Origin of the sequence: Vibrio sp. SCSIO 43136 (assembly GCF_023716565.1) — a bacterium.
Classification (GTDB): Bacteria; Pseudomonadota; Gammaproteobacteria; order Enterobacterales; family Vibrionaceae; genus Vibrio.
In genome coordinates this window covers 2,552,003-2,572,731 of the sequence record NZ_CP071848.1, presented here as the reverse complement: position 1 = coordinate 2,572,731, position 20,729 = coordinate 2,552,003, and the positions used below count along the sequence as shown (strand labels likewise).

Below are 20,729 nucleotides of genomic sequence, written 5' to 3'. Positions count from 1 at the left end.
ATTTCCTTACTAGGATTTGGCTATGCTTGCCAAATGCTCAGCCCGTTACGATCTACTTGTCGTAGTAACTTGGCGAGTTGAGTCCCATCAGGTAGGACTAAATTTGGTGTGATCTCAGCGAGCGGGTAGAGTACAAACTCACGCACTTTCATTCCGTAATGTGGAATGGTCAGTCGCTCGGAATCTAGCACCTCATTGCCGTAAAGAATAATATCGAGATCTAGGGTTCTTGGTCCCCAGCGCTCATCTTTACGGACACGCCCATGCTCTTGCTCAATGGCTTGAGTGCAATCAAGCAGTTGCAATGGCGTTAATTCGGTTTCAATTAGGGCCACAGCATTGATGTAATCAGGCTGATCCGATGGCCCCATTGGCGTGCTACTGTACAGTGAAGAGCAAGATACCAAACGGCTGTTTGGTATCGACTTCAGTGCTTCTATGGCTTGTTGGGCTTGGCTTACCGGATCATTGAGATTGCTACCAATTGCAATATACGCATTAATCACTGCCAGCCCTCTTTTTACGAGTTGGACGTCGGCGGCGGCGCTGGCCACCTCGTGAACTGCCCCCAAGGTCGTTGACCATCGCTTGACGCATATTTCGACCTGCGTCTTGGAAGGTGTGCCACCATTTGGCGAGCTCTTCAACGTCACCTTGTTCGATTTGACCACGCATTTCGAGGAAATCAAAACCTGCACGGAACTTGTTCAGCTCTAACATGCGGAATGCACGTTTACCACTGCGGCGTGGAAGGCGCAACTGAAGCTGCCAAATTTCGCGGATCGTTGCTGTATGGCGACGCGGAATTGCGATACTGCGCACTTGATCATCAAGTACCATGTTGCTCGCTTCCATAATGGCGTCGTAGTAGCTCATGCCACTTTTTTCCATCAGGTACTCTGCTTTTGCTTCTAGCGGGTACCAAAGCATGGCCGCAAACATAAACGCAGGGTTGATACGTTTACCTTCTTGGATGCGCTTGTCGGTAGAGTCGAGCACCAGTTCAATCATGCGTTCGGCTTTTGAGTCGTTTGCTTCAGTCAGGAACTCTTCCATCATTGGGAACAGTTGCTGGAACAAATCGTAGTCTCGCATCAGGTAGTAGGTTTCAAGACCATACCCTGATTGCAGCAGCTTCAATGACTCTTCAAACAGGCGTGCCGCTGGGATCTCTCGCAGCAGGTGAGCAAGCTCATTGATTGGCGCTTCGGTTTTTTCTTCAATATCCATGTCCAGTTTTGCTGCAAAGCGCACTGCTCGCAACATACGTACTGGGTCTTCACGGTATCGAGTCTCTGGATCGCCAATTAGACGGATAACACCTTCATCTAGATCAGCAACACCGTTTGCGTAATCATGGATACTGTAATCGGCAATGTTGTAGTACATCGCATTGACAGTGAAGTCACGACGCTCTGCATCTTCTTCCACCGTACCGTAGACATTGTCACGCAGTAACATGCCTTCTTTCGATTGTGCCGATTGATTTTTTACTGGCTCTTGATGGTGTCCACGGAACGTCGCCACTTCAATAATTTCACGGCCAAACATGATGTGTGCCAGACGGAAGCGACGACCAATCAGACGACAGTTACGGAACAGCGCTTTGATCTGTTCTGGCGTTGCGTTGGTGGCAATATCAAAGTCTTTCGGTTGCTCACCTAACAGGAGGTCACGTACACCTCCCCCTACCAGAAACGCATCGTATCCAGCATTGTTTAGGCGATATAGCACCTTAAGTGCGTTGTCGCTGATCTGACGGCGCGAAATATCATGTTCTTCGCGAGTAAAAATTTTCAGGGTTCTTTCTCCGTGAGAGCGACAATTATCTTGGCTTTTTTTCGTTAAGATCTTACGACAAAAGCGGCTAACTTGAGTGAAAATAGCCCACCTCAAATTCATCTGTGCTCAAAAATTGCGGCTAATAATAGCCTAGCTGGTCTGATTTGAGAATGCTGGCGTGATATTGATCTCACTGGGCAGCTGGTTCAAGGTCCAGTTCCTTGCTCCCCAATCGATCATTTCACTGATGCTCGAATCTTCAAAATTATCTGGTAAATCAAAGTTTAAAAACGACATCGCCGCCACAATTTCTGGCTTTGGATCATCTAAATTGATGCCAGTAGCATGATTTTGTTTTGAAAGTTTATTTCCGTTGTTATCCATCGCAAGCGGCAGGTGTAGGTAGCTCACTGGTGCTTTATTGAGCATTTTGTACAGGCTAATTTGGCGCCCAGTGGGCTCAATCAGATCGGCGCCACGTACGACTTCAGTGACCCCTTGATCGATATCATCCAACACCACCGCTAAATTGTATGCGTAAAGCCCGTCACGACGCTTGATAATGAAATCTTCACCAGCAAGCGACTCAGGGATAGTAAAACGCCCATGTTTTTGATCTAAAAACTCGGTAATGGGGTGCTGCATGACTAACCTAACCGCACATTGACCATCATCCGTAAGTTGCTTGGTACGACAGGTGCCAGTATAAAAACCGCCTTGGGCTTTAATTTGTTTGCGCGTACATTGGCAGTAATAAGCGAGCCCTTGCTCAAGCCACTGCTCTATTTGCGCTTGGTAGCGCTCGTGGCGCTGGCTTTGATAGACCACGTCACCATCCCACTCGAGGCCAAACTTTTCTAGGGTTTCTAGAATGAGCGCAGAAGCGCCAGGCATTTCGCGAGGAGGGTCAAGGTCTTCGATGCGAACGAGCCACTGACCTTGATTCGCTTTGGCTTGAAAGTAGCTGCCAAGTGCTGCCACTAAAGAGCCAAAGTGAAGCGGGCCAGAAGGTGATGGGGCAAATCGGCCAATGTAAGGCTTAGCAGTGATGGTCATAAGCATCCAATAAAAAGGGAGCCTAAGCTCCCTTCTAATTTACTCAAAACAAGCAGGTTGATTAACCTTGCATTTGTTTCTCTTTCATTTCAGCAAGAGTTTTACAGTCGATACATAGGTCGGCTGTTGGACGAGCTTCTAGACGACGGATACCGATTTCGATACCGCAAGAGTCACAGAAACCGAACTCATCTTCTTCAATCTTGTTTAGCGTCTTTTCGATCTTTTTGATCAAACGACGCTCACGGTCACGGTTACGCAGTTCTAAGCTGAACTCTTCTTCTTGAGAAGCACGGTCAACAGGATCTGGGAAATTCGCCGCTTCATCCTGCATGTGGTGAACGGTACGGTCAACTTCTTCCCTGAGCTGGTTGCGCCAAGCTTCTAGAATCTTTGTAAAGTGAGCCAATTGCTCTGGTGACATGTACTCTTCACCAGCTTTTTCCTTATAAGGCTCAACGCCTGCAATAGCTAGGATGCCTAGCGTTTTTCTTTTGTTGCTCTCTGGCATACAGCATCTCCTACTTACACCTACTGACTGCGATACGAAACTGCTACACAGACTAATAAGGCGGGTATCTATAGCAGAAAGAAAAGCCGGTGGCAATCACTCATGGTGTCATGAGCACGCCATTGTGAACATTGCATCATTTTTCATATTCACTAATGAAATCAATTTTCTGAGAAAGATGCATTGTGCGAGGAGTCATTTCCGCTTTGTAGCATATGACCTCTACGCCATTTTCTTTTGCTTCTAAAAGTAATTGTGAATAGTTGGCATCTATATAGTGTGCGGCAGACACGTTTTCAATCCCTGAGTGCAATACTGCAAAAAAAAGTACCGCTCTGTGACCATTTCTCGCCATTTCCGTGAGCTCACGCAGATGTTTTTGTCCGCGGGTGGTCACAGCGTCTGGAAAATAACCACGTCCTTGCTCCCTCAGTAGTGTGACGCTCTTAACTTCAATATAGCAGAGGGATTTATCACTTCCTTGGTTATCATTTTCTAGCAAAATATCGATGCGACTATTTTCGCTGCCGTAACGCACCTCACTTCGGCAGTGTTCGTACCCACGAAGCTCTCCAATAGCGTCATTTTTGATTGCCTCAATTGCGAGTGCGTTAGCGCGAGCGGTGTTCACACAAATCAGATCACCTTTTTGGGTTTGGGTAAGCTCCCAGCTGTTTGGGTATTTACGTTTGGGGTTATCGGAGGTCGAAAACCACACCGTATCTCCTGGTTCAGCGCAACCTGTCATCGCTCCAGTGTTGGCACAGTGGATAGTACGTATAGAGCCATCTGGCAGTTCAATATCAGCAAGAAAACGTTTGTAACGTTTTATGAGTTTGGCGGATTCGAGTTGAGGCTGAAAGTGCATTTTATTACTGTTTTTATGTACAATGGTGCGCCACATTAAATCATAGGGATTTTGTCTTGTCACAACTGCCGATCCAATCTGTGCTGCCGCAATTGCTCCAGCAGCTTCAAAGTCATCAACAACTGATCGTCAAGGCGGCACCAGGTGCGGGTAAGTCGACCCAGTTACCTTTGACTTTGATCGAACAAAACGCAGTCGAAGGCAAAATCATTATGCTTGAGCCCCGGCGTTTGGCGGCGCGTAATATCGCCCGCTATTTGGCGAAACAGCTAGGTGAGCCATTGGGGCAGCGAGTGGGTTATCGCATTCGTGGAGAATCAAAAGTCAGTGCCCAGACTCAGCTTGAAATCGTCACCGAAGGGGTTATGACTCGCCTGTTGCAAAATGACCCTGAGCTGAATGGTGTGGGGCTGGTGATCTTTGATGAATTTCATGAGCGCAGTCTGCATGCCGACACTTCTCTAGCGCTAGCACTTGAAGTGCAAATGGCGCTTCGTGATGATCTTAAGATATTGGTCATGTCGGCCACACTCGATCAGCAAGCTTTGCAAACCCTATTACCTGAGGCGTGCTTTATTGAGTCGCAAGGTCGCCAGTATCCCGTGGAGACTCGTTATGCCGCACTTAAGACCAATGAAAACTTGATTGCCGCAATGACTAAGCAGATCAATGCGTTGCTAGAGAGTGAATCCGGTTCCTTGTTGGCATTTTTGCCCGGTGTCGCGAGCATCAAAGCGGTCGCAGCCAATTTAGAAAGCCGTGTGGCCTCTGACGTAGATATCTGCCCATTGTACGGTCAGCTTAACCAAGCCCAGCAGCAAAGTGCTATTGCACCAGCGCCTAAAGGGCGGCGCAAAGTTGTACTAGCAACCAATATTGCCGAAACATCCTTGACTATCGACGGCATTCGCATGGTGGTGGATTCTGGGCTTGAACGCATCGCTCGATTCCAACCCAAAGTTGGTATTACTAAGTTAGAACAAGTATTTATCGCTCAGTCTTCGGCGGAGCAGCGCCGTGGTCGTGCGGGACGTTTAGAAGAGGGTATTTGTGTTCGACTCTATTCTGAATCTCAACTTAACCAGCAACCTGCTGTGCCGCAACCGGAGATCTTGCGCAGTGATTTATCATCCTTGTGGCTGGAGCTCCTTTATTGGGGCTGTGCTGACGCTGGTGAGCTTTGCTGGCTGGATACCCCACCTAAGGCGCTGATCAATCAAGCCAAAGATTTACTCAGCCAGCTTGGATTGACCGATGCCAAGGGAAAACTAACCGAGCTTGCCCAGCGCTCTCAATCACTGGGCTTACCGCCTCGTCAAGTGAGTATGTTATTGAGTGTTGAACCTAAGCTGCTCTGCACCGCTATCGCCACCGTTGCCTTAATTGAAGAACCTGAAAAGGGTCAATCAGATTTGGCGATGAGCGCCGCTCGTTTTAAACAGGGCGAGCACCGCATGCAAGCGGCAATACAAAAACGCTGTCAGCAGTTAGCCACTAAACTGAGCAGTACTTTTTCATTAGCAAAGATAAACTTAGCTGCAATTGGGGAAGTGGCCTGTTTAGGTTACCCAGATAGGGTGGCTCAGAGGCGAAAGAATAGTGATAACTATTTATTAGCCAATGGTCATGGTGCGTGTACTGATGAGCTGTCTCCTTTGGCGGGGCACGATTATTTGGTGGCTCTGGATTTGATGCGTTTTCAGTCGCAATCGAGCCAAATTCAACTTGGGTGTGCTATCGCAGAGCTGCCTAAAGCGCTAATACGTTCCCATGACTGCGTCGAATGGGATGAAGGGCGAGGGCGCCTGACGGCTGAGCGTCGCCAGCAGATAGGCCAATTAATCCTAAGTCGAGAAGCGATGCCATCTCCTTCTCAAGAGCAAACCACGCAAGCTTTGCTTGATTACGTTGCCAAACACCAGCTAAAAATACTCAACTGGAATACGAGCAGTGAAGCGTGGCTGGCGAGGGTTCGTTGCGCCATCGAATGGCTGCCTGAACACGAGTGGCCAGATTTTAGTCTTCAAGGGCTAGTAGATAATCTAGATTCTTGGCTTGCTCCTTTTATCCATAATGCTCAATCGAGCAAAGATTTGGCCAAAGTCGATCTCAAGCAGGCGCTAGATGCCTACCTTGGTTGGCCGCTAAACCAAGAGATTGATGGTTGGCTACCGACCCATTACACCCTACCAACGGGCAGTAAGAAACCGATTGTGTATACGCCCGGCCAAGCGCCAAGCATCTCCGTGAGGATGCAGGAAGTATTTGGTGAGAAAGAGTCGCCAAGTGTGGCTTTAGGCCGACAAAAAGTGACCTTGGAATTGTTATCACCTGCGCAAAGGCCGTTGCAAATTACTGCAGACTTGGCTGGTTTTTGGCAAGGTGCTTATCTAGAAGTCAAAAAAGAGATGAAAGGGCGCTACCCTAAACACGTATGGCCTGATGATCCGGCCAATCATGTAGCGACCACCAAAACCAAACGACAGTTGAATTCATGACCAGTAATAAAAAGAGCCCAGCGCCAAAGAAACGAGCGCCAGCTACCAAAAAAAAGACGACTGCTAGTAAAACTTCGGCTCGAAAAAAGACCACTCGACGTAAAAAGGTCGTCAAACCGAGTTGGATAAAACGCATTTGGAGCTTTAGCTGGAAATCAGCTTTAGCACTGCTAGCGATCTTGGTGTTTGTCGGCATTTATCTTGATAGCGTGGTTCGACAAAAATTTGAAGGGCAACTGTTTGAACTGCCGACCGTGGTTTATGGCCGAGTATTAACCTTGTCCCCGGGGAGCCCGGTGCGTCATGCGCAGCTCATTCAAGAGCTGGATGTACTCAATTACCGCAAAGTGCGTCAGCCTCGTTACCCTGGGGAATATTCATCTTCCGCGACTAAGATCGAGCTGATTCGTCGTGAGTTCGACTTTGAAGATGGCCCAGAGCCTTCTCGCCACGTGATGCTTCACTTTAATAGCGAAGGACTATCTCGCATTGAGTCGCTCGCCACCGAGCGTGATATGGGCTATTTGCGAATCGACCCCAAAATGCTAGGGATGCTTGAGAAAAACAGTGATGAGCAGCGACTATTCCTGCGCCGAGACCAATTTCCCGAGGTCTTGGTTGATGCCCTGTTAGTCACCGAAGACAGGGACTTTTATCAGCACGAAGGCGTTTCCCCGTTTGCTATTTTACGCGCACTGGCGGCTAACATTAAGGCTGGGCGTACCGTGCAAGGTGGCTCGACACTGACTCAGCAGTTGGCTAAAAACATCTTTTTATCTCGAGAGCGCACCATTTGGCGCAAGGTGCGAGAAGCCTATATTGCGTTGATTTTGGATCGCCGCTACAGCAAAGACCAAATTCTCGAAGCCTACCTCAATGAAGTCTATTTGGGGCAAAGTGGCGGAGAGGCCATTCACGGCTTTGGACTGGCCGCAAGGCTCTACTTTGGACAGCCGATCCAAGAGCTAAGAATAGACCAAATTGCTTTGTTGGTGGGCATGGTAAAAGGGCCATCTTACTACAACCCAATCAGGCACCCTGAGCGGGCCAAAACTCGTCGAGATTTGGTGCTGCGTTTGATGATGCAGCAAGACATTCTGACCTCTGATGAATTTGCCATGGCGGCGAATCGCCCGCTGGATATTCAGGATAATCCTAAGATCGCTTCACGCCAACCTGCGTATTTTCAGCAGCTAACTCGCGAGCTTAAACAGCAACTTGGAGACCGATTTCAGCTTAACTTGGGCTTAAAAGTGTTTACCTCGCTTGATCCCGTGTCTCAATTTGAGCTGGAAAAAGCGATCCGCGAGCGAGTGCCCAAACTGGAGCTAAGTGCAGGAAAAGGGCTTGAGGCGGCGGCAGTCGCCGTGGACCGTCGCAGTGGAGAGATCCGAGCGATGATTGGTGGCAAGCGTACTGGCTACGATGGATTCAACCGAGCGCTTAATGCCAGCCGACCGATAGGATCTCTGGCAAAGCCTGCGGTATATCTGACGGCGTTAAGCCATCCCGATGAGTATTCATTGGCTACCACATTAAGTGACAACCCGCTGACGTTAAAAGGCAGCAAGGGCAGTGTATGGGCACCCAAAAACTATGATCGTAAGTTTCGTGGTGATGTCTCATTGTACTATGCACTGTCGCGTTCGCTAAACGTGCCAACGGTTCGCTTGGGCCTTAAGATGGGCATTCCTCAAGTGGTGGATACATTTGAAAAACTAGGAGTAGATCGCAACGAAATTCGCCCAGTTCCGTCAATGTTCTTAGGGGCATTTTCATTAACGCCATATCAAGTGGCTCAGATGTATCAGACCTTAACCAATTCAGGAAAGATTGCGCCATTGAGTGCTCTTCGCAGCGTACAAACGGCGCAAGGTGAGAGTATCTACCGCTCGATTCCTCGAGTGTCAAAACGTGTGCCAGAGCAAGCGGCATGGCTGACCACTTATGCGATGAAAAAGGCTGTCAGCGAGGGCACAGGCCGCTTCTTACAAAGCCGTTTTTCATCCGCCGCTTTAGCTGGAAAGACGGGGACCTCAAATGATCTTCGAGACAGTTGGTTTGTTGGCGTTGATGGACGTGAAGTGGTAACGATTTGGGTTGGGCGAGATGACAATAAGCCAACTAAGCTAACCGGGGCGAGCGGCGCTCTGCGCATCTACCATCAGTATCTAAGTCAAAGACCGCCAGAAAAACTCATTCTGCCTTGGCCACAGCAAGTTGCCACGTTAGGTTTTACCAAGCAGGGCAGCGCCGCACTCAAAGTGGATTGCCGAGCCGATTATCGGTTGCCTTTGTGGGACACCAATGGGCAAATCAAGCAAGCATGTGAAAGTGGTCCTATGGGCTGGCTGAAAAATCTACTGGAGTGGTAAAGCGCTAACATGTTAAAAAGTAAATAGTTAACCAATGCAAAACCAGACTAAGGATAAAGGATGTCTTCGATGACAAAGCGTTTTATTTGCCATGCAGTGTGCTGCTTGCTGCTGTTGCCTAGTCTGGTTTTGGCCCAAACAGAGATAGTAAAGCCAGATAACCTTCCAACAGACCGACCTGTGATAGGGGTGGTATTTGCAGGCGGCGGTGCCAAAGGGGCAGCGCACGTTGGCGTGCTTAAAGCGTTAGAAGAGATGCAAATCCCTGTAGATATTATCACTGGCACCAGTATGGGGGCGTTTGTCGGCGGTCTGTATGCTACAGGTCTGTCTGCTGATGAAATTGAAGTACTGTTTGAAACCTCCGACTGGAACAGTGGCTACCGTGATCGCGTGGATCGTAGTGAGCGCAGTGTACGCGATAAAATCTACAGCGACCGCTATCAAATTAATGCTGACATTGGCTTTCGAGATTTCGAGTTCACTGCGCCAAAAGGGGTGGTACAAGGTCAGAATATGTTGCGCCTGATCCGTGATATGACGGGCAACCTAACGCCGATTGAGTCGTTTGATGATCTTGCAGTACGTTACCGCGCCGTCGCAACTGACATTGTAGAGCTTCAACCTGTGGTGCTGCATGATGGTTATCTCACTGATGCGATGATGGCGAGTATGTCAGTGCCTGGCGCTTTGCCGCCCTATAAAATTGGCGATAAGTTGTTAGTTGATGGTGGTGTGACCAACAACATGCCTGTTGAGCTAGCGCGTCAAATGGGAGCTGAGATGATCATCGCCGTCGATATCAGCACTGATTACAAGTCGGAACAAGAGCTCAAATCCTTCCTTACTGTGGGTGACCAACTCTCCAACTACATGGTTAAGCGCAGCACCCAGCGCCAAGCGAACAAACTGCAATCTCAAGATGTCTTGCTATCTCCAAATGTGGGCGATATGGAAACCACGGAGTTTGACCGATTGATGGAGGCATATGAACTGGGCTACCAAGCGGCCATGGAAGCCACCAATTCGTTGAAAAAATTTAGGGTAAATGCCGCTCAGTACCAAGACTATATTGAATACAAGCAGGCTCGCCGAAGAACGCTGACTTATGGTGATCAGGAAGTGATCAGTCGTATCGAGTTTAATAATGACTCTTCCTATGACTCAGAGCTGGTACAGCAGTACCTCAACCTTGAGTCTGGACAAAAACTGACGCAAAAGCAGATCGAGCAAAAAATTGACGATCTTTATGCGGTCGACCGTTTTGAGCGCATCTCTTATCGCTATCGTAAAGAAGCAGACGAGACAGTGTTGGTACTCGATATCAAAGGAAAAGAGTGGGGACCAAACTTTATCGATTTGCGCTTCTTTTTAGAAGATGATTTTCAAACCCAGAGCCAGTACTCCTTAGGGATGAGTACGGCGTTTACCTCGCTCAACAGTATGGGGTCTGAGCTGGCGCTAAATTTGGAAATGGGGACTGATAAGCTTATTGAGGCAGAATTTTTTACACCTGTGTTCCCATTGCAAAACATTTTCTCATCGACGCTGGTCTCTTATAGCAACTCAGCACGAAACTTTCCTTTGACGCCTAATGGACTTGAGTTGTCATCGGACTTAGAAGCTAGTCAGAACTATTTGCCTGCAACCTATCTGACACTACTAGCGGAGACATCCATCGAATACAATCCATCGCTATGGCAGCGGATTAGAGCGGGGGTTAAATATGTGGACGGTAGTATCGAGTTTGCTTCACTGCCGAGTTTAGGCCATGCCGATTACACCCGTTTCGGCCCATCGGTAAGCTATCGTTACGATACTCTGGATGACTTGAGCTTTCCGAGCGAGGGCACCTTACTCAATCTTGAATATTTTGCTAGTCAGGACAAAATCAAAGACTCGGACCCAATTGAGGCGAGTTCCAACTTGGTGCATGAGGTCGTCACTAAGCTTCTTACTGCCGAGACATTCAATCGACATACGCTAGTGGGCCAGTTGGAATATGAAGTGGTCAATAGCCAAGATTCTGCATTACCAATTGAACCGCGTAGCTTGGGTGGTTTTCTAAACTTATCAGGTATCCCACGTAACAGCTTGATTGGTCAGAATAAACTATTTGGTAGTGTGGTGTACCGTTATCGCTGGTTTGACAATGACTTCGGTCTATTTAATTCACCGCTGTATCTTGGTGCGTCACTGGAGTACGGTGGAGTTTGGTCAGGGAGGGACGTACCTTTGGAAGATGCACCTCTGCATACCGCAGGCTCTTTGTTCGCAGGCGTTGCCTCGCCAATCGGACCGATTGTGTTAGCTTGGGGGCAGGCGGAATCTAAATACAACTCAGTTTATCTGATCGTTGGAACTCAGTTTTAGCGCCGTTTATAAAATACAGTGGTTGCCAAAAGTAAGTTACTGCGTCTGTTAGAAAATTTAACTCCACTTGTAAGCTGTGCTTACGTGATGGAAAAGTAGAAAAAACAGACAACTTTCGTATGAAGTTGTTATGTTGGTCAAAATGGATGGATTTTAAAAATTGGTTAAATTTGCTATCCTCCACCCCACGTTTGGCCCTGTGCCGCTGTTTCATTGATTAAAAATAGCGATAAGAAAAGCGGCAAGGAAGCCAAGTTTCCAAGGATGTTTACTTCTGCACTGGAGTAAACCGCAATGAGAGGAATGTATCGTGCTTGAAGCCTATCGTAAACACGTCGAAGAGCGTGCTGCTGAAGGAGTGGTTCCTAGACCACTAGACGCCGAGCAAGTAGCTGGCTTAGTTGAGCTTTTGAAAGCCCCACCACAAGGTGAAGAAGAATTTCTTCTAGACCTGTTAGAAAACCGAATTCCCCCTGGCGTAGATGAAGCCGCTTATGTAAAAGCAGGCTTTCTGGCTGCCATTGCTAAAGGCGAAGATTCATCTCCGCTAGTGAGCCGAGAAAAAGCAGCAACCCTGCTTGGCACTATGCAAGGTGGCTACAACATCGCAACCTTGATTGAGCTGCTGGATGATGAGCAGCTTGCTCCACTTGCGGTTAAAGCCCTATCGCATACCCTATTGATGTTTGACGCTTTCTACGATGTAGAAGAAAAGTCTAAAGCGGGTAACGCTCACGCTAAACAAGTACTTCAGTCTTGGGCGGACGCAGAATGGTTCTTATCTAAACCTGAGCTGCAGGAAAAAATCACCCTGACTGTGTTTAAAGTGACTGGTGAAACTAACACCGATGACTTGTCTCCAGCCCCTGATGCTTGGTCTCGCCCAGATATTCCAGTACACGCATTGGCGATGCTGAAAAATGAGCGTGAAGGTATTGAACCAGATCAAGCGGGCACTATTGGCCCGATCAAGCAGATCGAAGCGCTACAAGAAAAAGGCCACCAACTGGTTTACGTGGGTGACGTAGTCGGTACGGGTTCTTCTCGTAAGTCAGCAACTAACTCTGTGCTTTGGTTTATGGGTGATGACATCCCTAATGTACCGAACAAGCGCGCTGGCGGTTACGTACTTGGTGGTAAGATCGCACCAATTTTCTTCAACACCATGGAAGATGCGGGCGCACTACCAATTGAAGTGGATGTAAGCAAGTTGAACATGGGTGATGTGATTGATGTCTACCCATACAAAGGCCAAGTATGTAATCACGAATCTGGCGATGTATTGGCAGAATTTGCCTTAAAAACTGACGTACTGATTGATGAAGTTCGTGCTGGTGGCCGTATTCCGCTTATCATTGGCCGTGGTCTTACCGACAAAGCGCGTCAGTCTTTAGGTCTTGAGCCTTCTGAAGTATTCCGTCGTCCAACAGCTGTGGAAGACACAGGTAAAGGCTTTAGCTTAGGCCAGAAGATGGTAGGTAAAGCGTGTGGCGTTGAAGGTATCCGCCCTGGTACTTACTGTGAGCCAAAAATGACCACAGTCGGTTCTCAAGATACGACGGGCCCGATGACACGTGATGAGCTAAAAGACCTTGCATGCCTTGGCTTCTCAGCAGATCTTGTGATGCAGTCTTTCTGTCATACCTCGGCTTACCCGAAACCAGTTGATGTGAATACTCACCACACATTGCCTGATTTCATCATGAACCGTGCGGGTGTTTCACTGCGTCCAGGTGACGGTGTTATTCACTCATGGCTAAACCGTATGCTTCTGCCTGATACCGTGGGTACTGGTGGTGACTCACATACGCGTTTCCCACTAGGTATTTCATTCCCAGCAGGCTCAGGTCTTGTAGCCTTCGCCGCAGCAACTGGCGTGATGCCATTGGATATGCCTGAGTCTATTTTGGTTCGCTTTAAAGGTGAGATGCAAGAAGGCATCACACTACGTGACCTCGTTCATGCCATCCCTTACTACGCAATTCAGCAAGGTCTATTGACGGTTGAAAAAGCAGGTAAGATCAATGAATTCTCTGGTCGTATCCTAGAGATTGAAGGTGTTGAGCACCTAACGGTTGAGCAGGCATTTGAGCTTTCAGATGCATCGGCAGAACGTTCAGCGGCTGGTTGTACTGTCAAACTGTCTCAAGAGTCTATCGAAGAGTACCTGAACTCGAACATCACCATGCTGAAGTGGATGATTTCTGAAGGTTACGGAGATAAGCGCACTATTGAACGTCGTATCGTGGCGATGGAAGAGTGGTTGGCGAACCCTGAGCTAATGGAAGCGGACTCAGACGCAGAATACGCTCACGTAATTGAAATCGATTTGGCAGAAATTGATCAGCCGATCCTTTGTGCACCAAACGATCCAGATGACGCTCGACTACTGTCTGACGTACAAGGCACTAATATCGATGAAGTCTTTATCGGTTCTTGTATGACTAACATTGGTCACTTCCGCGCTGCAGGTAAACTGCTAGAGAAGTTCAATGGTCAGCTAGATACTCGTCTATGGGTTGCACCACCAACGAAGATGGACCGTGACCAGTTAACAGCGGAAGGCTACTACGGCATTTATGGTCGTGCTGGCGTTCGTATCGAAACTCCGGGCTGTTCACTGTGTATGGGTAACCAAGCACGCGTTGCAGATGCGGCGACGGTTATGTCTACTTCGACACGTAACTTCCCGAACCGTTTAGGTACAGGTGCAAATGTGTACCTATCTTCAGCAGAGCTTGCTTCTGTTGGCGCAATTTTGGGTCGTATTCCAACTAAGGAAGAATACCTAGAGTACGCTAAGCAGATCGACGCGACTGCTGCGGATACTTACCGCTACTTGAACTTCCACAAAATGGAAGAGTACACCAAAAAAGCGGACACGGTGATTTTTCAAGAGCCGGCGTAATTAAGTTCAACACACTTAGATAGTAAAAGTCCCTGACGGTTAGTTGGGGACTTTTTGTTTTTCGGGAAGCGGTAAAGGGCACACGGTAATCGGCGAGTGATTGAATGAGTATTACCGAAGACCATTAGCAAAGCGTCCGCTCACCGTCTTTTCGTTACCGCTTTCTTTTACCGCTATTCTTTATTTGCATTCTTCCTGTTATTCCCCAAAATACCCCCAACAAAACCCTATAGAACATTAGCGACCTCTCGCTTAAACCCGTTGGAGACAACCCATGGACTTTGATTTCAAAAAAAACACCCTAGAAGGTACTTACCGTGCTGAGTTTTCTATGGGGCATGAGGTGCTCGGGCGCTGGTTTACGGAAGAACTAGGGCGTGATGACGCCAAACTGTCACAGGTGCTGGCCAAGCTAGATGAGCTTAAAGATTCGAGCCAAGAGTGGCGTTTAGTCGGTGAAGAGCTGACGTTAGTGCTGCAAAACAATGAAGCGCTAGTTCAGGCTAACTTTTTGTTTGGTGAAGATGAAACTGAGCTTGAGGAAGACTTTCATTTTTACGATGAAGAGAGCATATCGGTGTGTGGATTTGAAGATTTGCACCAAGCTTTGCTCGGTTGGCGTGCATTTTTGGTGCGATTCTAAACGCTGCACCAAATTTGTTAGATTTAAGTTAAAAGAGTGCACCGTTTTGGTGCGCTCTTTTTCGTTATAGCATGGTGTTTTATTTAAGTTGTTGTTTTAGTTGAATTAAAAAAGTTGGCACGTACCTTGATTACTAATAAAACGTAAAAGGACATACACAAATGAGGATGCCATGAAATTAATCAGCGCAATTATTAAACCATTCCGCCTAGATGATGTTAGGGAAGCACTAGCGGATGTTGGTATTGAAGGTATGACAGTAAGTGAAGTGAAAGGCTTTGGTCGTCAGAAAGGTCACACAGAACTATACCGTGGTGCAGAATACCAAGTAGATTTTCTACCAAAAGTAAAACTAGAAATTGCTACACAAGCCGACAACGTGGACCGCATTGTTGAAGCGATCAGCAAGGCAGCACACACCGGTAAAATCGGTGACGGCAAGATTTTCGTTTACGACTTGAGCCAAGCAGTACGTATCCGTACTGGTGAGCTTGATGTTGAAGCGCTTTAAGGATAAGGGGACAGGATTATGGAACTATCATTGACAGTAACGGAACTACGTTACGCACTAGACACTTTTTTCTTCTTAATTTCAGGTGCGTTGGTAATGTGGATGGCAGCAGGTTTTGCCATGCTTGAAGCGGGCCTTGTTCGCTCTAAGAACACCACGGAAATCCTAACTAAAAACTTCTGTCTGTACGCGATTGCGTGTACTACTTACCTAGTTGTTGGTTACAACATCATGTATGTAGACAACGGTGAAGGCGGTTGGCTTCCATCAATCGGTGCGCTTATCGGCACTCAAGGTGAAGGCGCTGACCACTCTCTAGAGTCAGACTTCTTCTTCCAAGTAGTATTTGTTGCAACAGCGATGTCTGTCGTATCAGGTGCGGTGGCAGAGCGTATGAAGCTTTGGTCTTTCCTAATCTTCGCAGCAGTACTAACAGCGTTTATCTACCCAGTTGAAGGTTACTGGACATGGGGCGGCGGTTTCCTATCTGAAGCAGGTTTCAGTGACTTCGCAGGCTCAGGTATCGTTCACATGGCTGGCGCAGCAGCAGCTCTAGCAGGTGTACTACTTCTAGGTGCTCGTAAAGGCAAATACGGTAAAAACGGTGAAGTTTACCCAATCCCAGGCTCGAACATGCCTCTAGCAACGCTAGGTACTTTCATCCTTTGGTTCGGTTGGTTTGGTTTCAACGGCGGTTCTCAGCTAATGGTTTCTGACTTCGAGAACGCAACAGCAGTAGGTCAAATCTTCCTGAACACTAACGCGGCAGCGGCAGCAGGTGCAATTGCAGCGCTACTAGTTTGTAAAACAACTTGGGGCAAAGCAGACCTAACTATGATTCTGAACGGCGCTCTAGCTGGCCTAGTAGCAATCACTGCTGACCCACTATCTCCATCTCCACTTGTGGCTGTTGGTATCGGTGTAGCAGCAGGTGCACTAGTAGTCTTCTCAATCGTTGCTATGGATAAGGTGAAGATTGATGATCCAGTAGGTGCTATCTCAGTACACGGTGTATGTGGTCTATTTGGTCTACTAGTGGTTCCATTTAGCAACGCAGATGCGAGCTTCGGTACTCAGCTATTCGGTGCAGCAGTTATCTTTGCATGGGTATTTGGCGCAAGCTTAGTAGTGTGGGCTATCTTGAAAGCAACGCTTGGTATCCGAGTTTCGGAAGAAGAAGAGCTTGAAGGTATGGATATGATTGACTGTGGTGTTGGTGCTTACCCTGAGTTCGTATCAGTGAAGTAATTAACATCTAGTTACTCTTTTTAAAATGAAAACCTGCTCTGATGAGCAGGTTTTTTTGTTATTTAGATGAATGCACCCTTGCGCCTGATTAATAAATTCCTATAATAAAAGCGATTGATAACACTTATCATTTGAATTATTGGAAAGGATCATCGTAATGAAAAAAATGCTTACTCTAGCGGCAGTTGCTGCAAGTGTGATTGCACCGAGCGCAATGGCAGCTGAAGAAGTTAACGTATACTCTTACCGTCAGCCGTTCTTGGTTGAGCCTATGTTTAAAGAGTTCACCAAAGAAACTGGTATCAAAGTAAACGTTAAGTTCGCTAAAAAAGGGTTAGCAGAGAAGTTAGCACAAGAGGGTGAATACAGCCCAGCTGACGTGATTCTTACTGTGGACATCAGCCGTCTTGCTGAACTGTCGAAAAAAGGTTTAGTGCAGCCGGTTAGCAGCGAAATCATCGAAGCAAACATCCCGGCTCAGTACCAAGACGACAACAATGAATGGTTTGGGATCACAACTCGTGCACGAGCTGTTTACTCATCTCGTGACCGTGTTGGTAAGCTAGGCGATGATTTCACATACGCAGACCTTGCAAAGCCTGAATTTAAAGGCAAAATCTGTACTCGTAGCGGTAAGCACCCTTACAACATCTCTCTAATCTCAGCAATGATTGCGGAGAAAGGTGAAGCAGCGACGAAAGAGTGGCTAGAAGGCGTGAAAGCAAACTTGGCTCGTAAACCTCAAGGTAACGACCGTGGTCAAGTGAAAGCAATCAAAGAAGGCCTATGTGATGTTTCTTTGGGTAACAGCTACTACCTAGGCAAGATGGTTAACGATGCAGAGCAAAAAGTATGGGCTGATGCAGTATACATCAACTTCCCGAACCAAAACGCTCAGGGTACTCACGTAAACATCAGCGGCATGGCGATGGCGAAATACTCGCCTAACAAAGAAAATGCTCAAAAACTAATGGAATTCCTAACAGACAACACAGCTCAGCAAATGTACGCAGAAGTGAACTTCGAGTACCCAGTGAAAGCGGGTGTTAAGCGTTCTGAACTAGTAGCGTCTTGGGGTGACTACAAAGCGGATACTCTATCACTAGAAGAAATTGCCGCTCACCACGAAGCAGCAGTGAAACTGGTTGATGAAGTGAAATTTGACCTGTAATACCAACGAAGTGTCATGCTTCTGTTTGGCAGCCATGCACTTGGTGCATGGCTGAATAGCCTGATGTATAGAGGCAAATGAAAGACAATAATTACGTATGGAAAACCAGCAGTTGGAGCTTAGCCTCACTGCTGGTTTTGCCGATCTTAGCGATCTTCTTTATCGCAATCGGCGAAACAGATGACCTTTTTGCGCATCTGATAGACACAGTGCTACCAACTTATACTTACAATACTTTTGTGTTGGTGTTTGGTGTCATGGCACTGAGCTTGGTGTTTGGCTTGCCAAGTGCCTGGCTGATGGCCATGTGCCGCTTGCCGGGGGACAAATACTTACAATGGGCTTTGGTGCTTCCTTTAGCCATGCCTGGGTATATCGTTGGTTACATCTTCACCGATTGGTTTGACTATGCAGGCCCTATCCAAATCTGGCTTCGAGACCTTACGGGGTGGCAAGGTGGCGAGTATTGGTTTCCTGATTTAAGAACCTTGGGCGGAGCAATCTGGGTATTGGCGTTGGTGCTATACCCCTATGTTTACTTGCTAGCCCGCGGGGCATTTATGGAGCAAAGTGTTTCTTTACTCCAGTCCGCACGACTATTGAAATGTTCACCATGGCAAAGTTTCTACCGAATCTCTCTTCCTCTAGCGCGTCCAGCGATTGCCGTGGGGTTGTCATTAGTTGCCATGGAAACGGTCGGCGATTTTGGCACAGTGAGCTACTTTGCTGTAAACACCCTAACCACTGCGGTGTATGACACTTGGTTGGGGTACTCAAATCTAACTGCCGCCGCTAAGATCTCCGCGGTGATGCTGGTGGTTGTGGTGCTGTTTTTGAGTGCAGAGCGATTTAGCCGCAGAAAGCAAAAGCTATATCAAAGTGAGTTTTCTGCTCACGGAGAGCAGCGCTACCAGCTTGAAGGTTGGAAAAAGTGGCTGGCTCTAGTGTGGTGCTGGGGGTTAGTCGCCATAGCGTTCTTTTTGCCGCTTGGGCAGCTACTTTCCTATTCATGGACTTACTTTAGCCAAAGTTGGACTGAAGAGTTTAGAGCCTATGCGATCAATAGCCTGCAAGTTTCTGCGATCGCCGCTGTGATTGCTGTGTTCATCGCTTTGATTGTTAACTTCTCAATGCGTTTGCAAAGCTCACCACGAGCGGTGTTGCCACTGCGTTTTTCTTCGCTAGGCTATGCCGTGCCAGGAACCGTACTAGCGATTGGTGTGATGGTTCCTGTGGTCAGCTTGGATCACGCTATCAATGACTTTGCTCGCTGGATGGAGTGGGGAAGGCCGGGGCTGATTTTCTCAGGGTCGATGTTTGCCATTATCTTTGCCATGGTGGTGCGTTTTTCTGCCGTAGCTATTGGTAGCATAGAGAGTAATTTAAATAAGGTGTCACCGAGTTTAGATATGGCTTCTCGCACTATGGGTTATACCCCAAATGCGATGTTGCCAAAAGTGCACTTTCCTTTGATTCGTCGAGGCATTCTTATTGCACTGTTACTCGTGTTCATCGAATCGATGAAGGAGCTTAACGCTGCACTATTGCTGCGTCCTTTTAATTTCGAAACCCTAGCAACCTATGTCTATAATTTTGCTTCAGATGAACATTTGGAGCTTGCCGCAATGCCTGCGGTGCTGTTGGTATTGGTTGGTTTAATACCACTTATTTTGATTAACCGTTCGTTGGAGAGGGTGCATTGATGAGTAGCGCTTTAACTATCAACCAGTTGAGCTGTCAGTATCAGCAACAAACCATCTTAGAATCTTTATCTCTGTCGGTCGAAACTGGGGAGATCATTTGTCTACTTGGCGCCAGTGGGTGCGGTAAAACGACATTACTCAAAGCGATCGCTGGTCTGCTTCCTCTCAGTCAAGGGGAGATCCTTCTCAATCAGCAATTGATGGATAATGGTTCGACTTGGGTTGCGCCAGAAAAACGAAATATTGGTATGATATTTCAAGATTATGCGCTGTTCCCACATTTAACGGTTGAGCAAAATGTTGGCTTTGCACTGACAGCTGTCGACCCACAACAAAGGCTAGATCGAGTCAATGAGATGTTGAGTTTGGTTAAGTTGGATGGGCTCAATGATCGTTACCCGCATCAGCTTTCGGGGGGGCAGCAGCAGCGAGTCGCTATAGCCCGTGCCTTGGCGTACAAGCCGGATCTACTGTTGCTTGATGAGCCTTTTTCCAACATTGATACCCAAGTTCGTCATCAATTGATTGGTGAGATCCGTAAGATCTTCAAACAACAAGGTGTGACCGCTATTTTCGTCACCCATAGTCGTGAGGAGGCATTTGCTTTTGCCGACAAAATGGCAGTGATGAATCATGGTGTCATTGAGCAGTTTGGTACCGCCGCTGAACTCTATTATCAACCCGCAAGCAAGTTCGTGGCCGATTTTCTTGGGGGTGGTAGCTACCTACCTGCCACTCGTATTGATGAGCAAAATTTTGCGACTGAATTTGGCGCATTTCCTGCGCTCGCTCAAGCTAAAATCGGTTTGGAGCAGGCTTGTGAGCTGCTATTGAGACCTCAGCAGGTGAAGATCTTTGCTCAAGAATCTAGTGCTTATAAAGTGCTTGAGCAGCAATTTATGGGGGATCACTGCCGTTACATGATTGAAGCCAATGGCGCAAAGCTGTTAGCGAGTTCAAATGAACCATTAGAGCTCAATCAGGCAGTCGGGGTAGAAATTGAACCTGAAGGGTTGTTGGCGTTTTAGCGTTTGTAGCTTCCCTTTCAAGCGGCTGGTATTCTGACGTTGGTTAGGAGGGGG

At 47.5% G+C, this 20,729-nt stretch carries 15 protein-coding genes; 10 read left to right on the top strand and 5 right to left on the bottom strand.

All coding sequences use genetic code 11. From position 1 onward, the window contains the following. Positions 1 to 20: 20 nt before the first annotated feature. From folK to sfsA, 5 genes are all read right to left on the bottom strand, one after another. Positions 21 to 506, bottom strand: coding sequence for a 2-amino-4-hydroxy-6-hydroxymethyldihydropteridine diphosphokinase (folK, locus tag J4N39_RS12125; protein ID WP_252019745.1), 486 nt, complete (start codon positions 504 to 506; stop codon positions 21 to 23). Continuing rightward, a complete protein-coding gene (gene pcnB, locus J4N39_RS12120; protein ID WP_252019743.1) occupies positions 499 to 1,902 on the bottom strand; it encodes a polynucleotide adenylyltransferase PcnB in 1,404 nt (467 codons plus the stop codon). The genes folK and pcnB overlap by 8 nt, the downstream gene beginning before the upstream one ends. Positions 1,903 to 1,932: 30 nt before the next feature. Further along, positions 1,933 to 2,838 carry a tRNA glutamyl-Q(34) synthetase GluQRS gene (gluQRS, locus tag J4N39_RS12115; protein ID WP_252019740.1) on the bottom strand — a complete coding sequence of 302 codons (906 nt, stop codon included), beginning with the start codon at positions 2,836 to 2,838 and terminating at the stop codon, positions 1,933 to 1,935. 61 nt (positions 2,839 to 2,899) lie between these two features. Continuing rightward, the gene (gene dksA, locus J4N39_RS12110; RefSeq protein WP_252019738.1) at positions 2,900 to 3,349 is read right to left on the bottom strand and encodes an RNA polymerase-binding protein DksA; all 450 of its coding nucleotides are present in this window, start codon (positions 3,347 to 3,349) and stop codon (positions 2,900 to 2,902) included. 136 nt (positions 3,350 to 3,485) lie between these two features. Continuing rightward, a complete protein-coding gene (sfsA, locus tag J4N39_RS12105) occupies positions 3,486 to 4,217 on the bottom strand; it encodes a DNA/RNA nuclease SfsA (RefSeq protein WP_252023725.1) in 732 nt (243 codons plus the stop codon). Positions 4,218 to 4,273: 56 nt separating this feature from the next. Between sfsA and hrpB the strand changes: the two genes are divergently transcribed. The 10 genes from hrpB to J4N39_RS12055 all read left to right on the top strand — a co-directional run bounded on the left by hrpB (position 4,274) and on the right by J4N39_RS12055 (position 20,675). Continuing rightward, complete coding sequence (gene hrpB / locus J4N39_RS12100; protein ID WP_503063676.1) at positions 4,274 to 6,715, top strand: ATP-dependent helicase HrpB; 2,442 nt, start codon at positions 4,274 to 4,276, stop codon at positions 6,713 to 6,715. Then, positions 6,712 to 9,090: a penicillin-binding protein 1B gene (gene mrcB / locus J4N39_RS12095; protein ID WP_252019736.1), complete on the top strand. Its 2,379-nt coding sequence runs from the start codon at positions 6,712 to 6,714 to the stop codon at positions 9,088 to 9,090. The genes hrpB and mrcB overlap by 4 nt, the downstream gene beginning before the upstream one ends. Positions 9,091 to 9,159: 69 nt before the next feature. Beyond that, the gene (locus J4N39_RS12090) at positions 9,160 to 11,463 is read left to right on the top strand and encodes a patatin-like phospholipase family protein (RefSeq protein ID WP_252019734.1); all 2,304 of its coding nucleotides are present in this window, start codon (positions 9,160 to 9,162) and stop codon (positions 11,461 to 11,463) included. 310 nt (positions 11,464 to 11,773) lie between these two features. Continuing rightward, on the top strand, positions 11,774 to 14,371 hold the full coding sequence (gene acnB / locus J4N39_RS12085; RefSeq protein ID WP_252019731.1) for a bifunctional aconitate hydratase 2/2-methylisocitrate dehydratase: 2,598 nt from the start codon (positions 11,774 to 11,776) through the stop codon (positions 14,369 to 14,371). A gap of 274 nt (positions 14,372 to 14,645) precedes the next feature. After that, positions 14,646 to 15,014 carry a YacL family protein gene (locus J4N39_RS12080; protein ID WP_252019729.1) on the top strand — a complete coding sequence of 123 codons (369 nt, stop codon included), beginning with the start codon at positions 14,646 to 14,648 and terminating at the stop codon, positions 15,012 to 15,014. A 172-nt stretch (positions 15,015 to 15,186) separates the two neighbouring features. Continuing rightward, positions 15,187 to 15,525 (top strand): P-II family nitrogen regulator, encoded by a 339-nt coding sequence (locus J4N39_RS12075; RefSeq protein ID WP_252019727.1) that lies wholly within the window; start codon positions 15,187 to 15,189, stop codon positions 15,523 to 15,525. Between the two features lie 18 nt (positions 15,526 to 15,543). Beyond that, a complete protein-coding gene (locus tag J4N39_RS12070; protein WP_252019725.1) occupies positions 15,544 to 16,773 on the top strand; it encodes an ammonium transporter AmtB in 1,230 nt (409 codons plus the stop codon). 157 nt (positions 16,774 to 16,930) lie between these two features. After that, the gene (locus tag J4N39_RS12065; protein WP_252019712.1) at positions 16,931 to 17,944 is read left to right on the top strand and encodes a Fe(3+) ABC transporter substrate-binding protein; all 1,014 of its coding nucleotides are present in this window, start codon (positions 16,931 to 16,933) and stop codon (positions 17,942 to 17,944) included. Positions 17,945 to 18,021: 77 nt separating this feature from the next. Continuing rightward, a complete protein-coding gene (locus J4N39_RS12060) occupies positions 18,022 to 19,647 on the top strand; it encodes an ABC transporter permease (protein ID WP_252019709.1) in 1,626 nt (541 codons plus the stop codon). Beyond that, the gene (locus J4N39_RS12055; RefSeq protein ID WP_252019706.1) at positions 19,647 to 20,675 is read left to right on the top strand and encodes an ABC transporter ATP-binding protein; all 1,029 of its coding nucleotides are present in this window, start codon (positions 19,647 to 19,649) and stop codon (positions 20,673 to 20,675) included. The genes J4N39_RS12060 and J4N39_RS12055 overlap by 1 nt, the downstream gene beginning before the upstream one ends. Positions 20,676 to 20,729 lie beyond the last annotated feature (54 nt).

Coding starts and splice junctions, on each gene's coding strand:
- pcnB (WP_252019743.1), bottom strand. CDS start 1,902: ATGAATTTGAGGTGGGCTATTTTCACTCAAGTTAGCCGCTTTTGTCGT.
- gluQRS (WP_252019740.1), bottom strand. CDS start 2,838: ATGACCATCACTGCTAAGCCTTACATTGGCCGATTTGCCCCATCACCT.
- dksA (WP_252019738.1), bottom strand. CDS start 3,349: ATGCCAGAGAGCAACAAAAGAAAAACGCTAGGCATCCTAGCTATTGCA.
- sfsA (WP_252023725.1), bottom strand. CDS start 4,217: ATGCACTTTCAGCCTCAACTCGAATCCGCCAAACTCATAAAACGTTAC.
- mrcB (WP_252019736.1), top strand. CDS start 6,712: ATGACCAGTAATAAAAAGAGCCCAGCGCCAAAGAAACGAGCGCCAGCT.
- J4N39_RS12090 (WP_252019734.1), top strand. CDS start 9,160: ATGACAAAGCGTTTTATTTGCCATGCAGTGTGCTGCTTGCTGCTGTTG.
- J4N39_RS12080 (WP_252019729.1), top strand. CDS start 14,646: ATGGACTTTGATTTCAAAAAAAACACCCTAGAAGGTACTTACCGTGCT.
- J4N39_RS12075 (WP_252019727.1), top strand. CDS start 15,187: ATGAAATTAATCAGCGCAATTATTAAACCATTCCGCCTAGATGATGTT.
- J4N39_RS12070 (WP_252019725.1), top strand. CDS start 15,544: ATGGAACTATCATTGACAGTAACGGAACTACGTTACGCACTAGACACT.
- J4N39_RS12065 (WP_252019712.1), top strand. CDS start 16,931: ATGAAAAAAATGCTTACTCTAGCGGCAGTTGCTGCAAGTGTGATTGCA.
- J4N39_RS12060 (WP_252019709.1), top strand. CDS start 18,022: ATGAAAGACAATAATTACGTATGGAAAACCAGCAGTTGGAGCTTAGCC.
- J4N39_RS12055 (WP_252019706.1), top strand. CDS start 19,647: ATGAGTAGCGCTTTAACTATCAACCAGTTGAGCTGTCAGTATCAGCAA.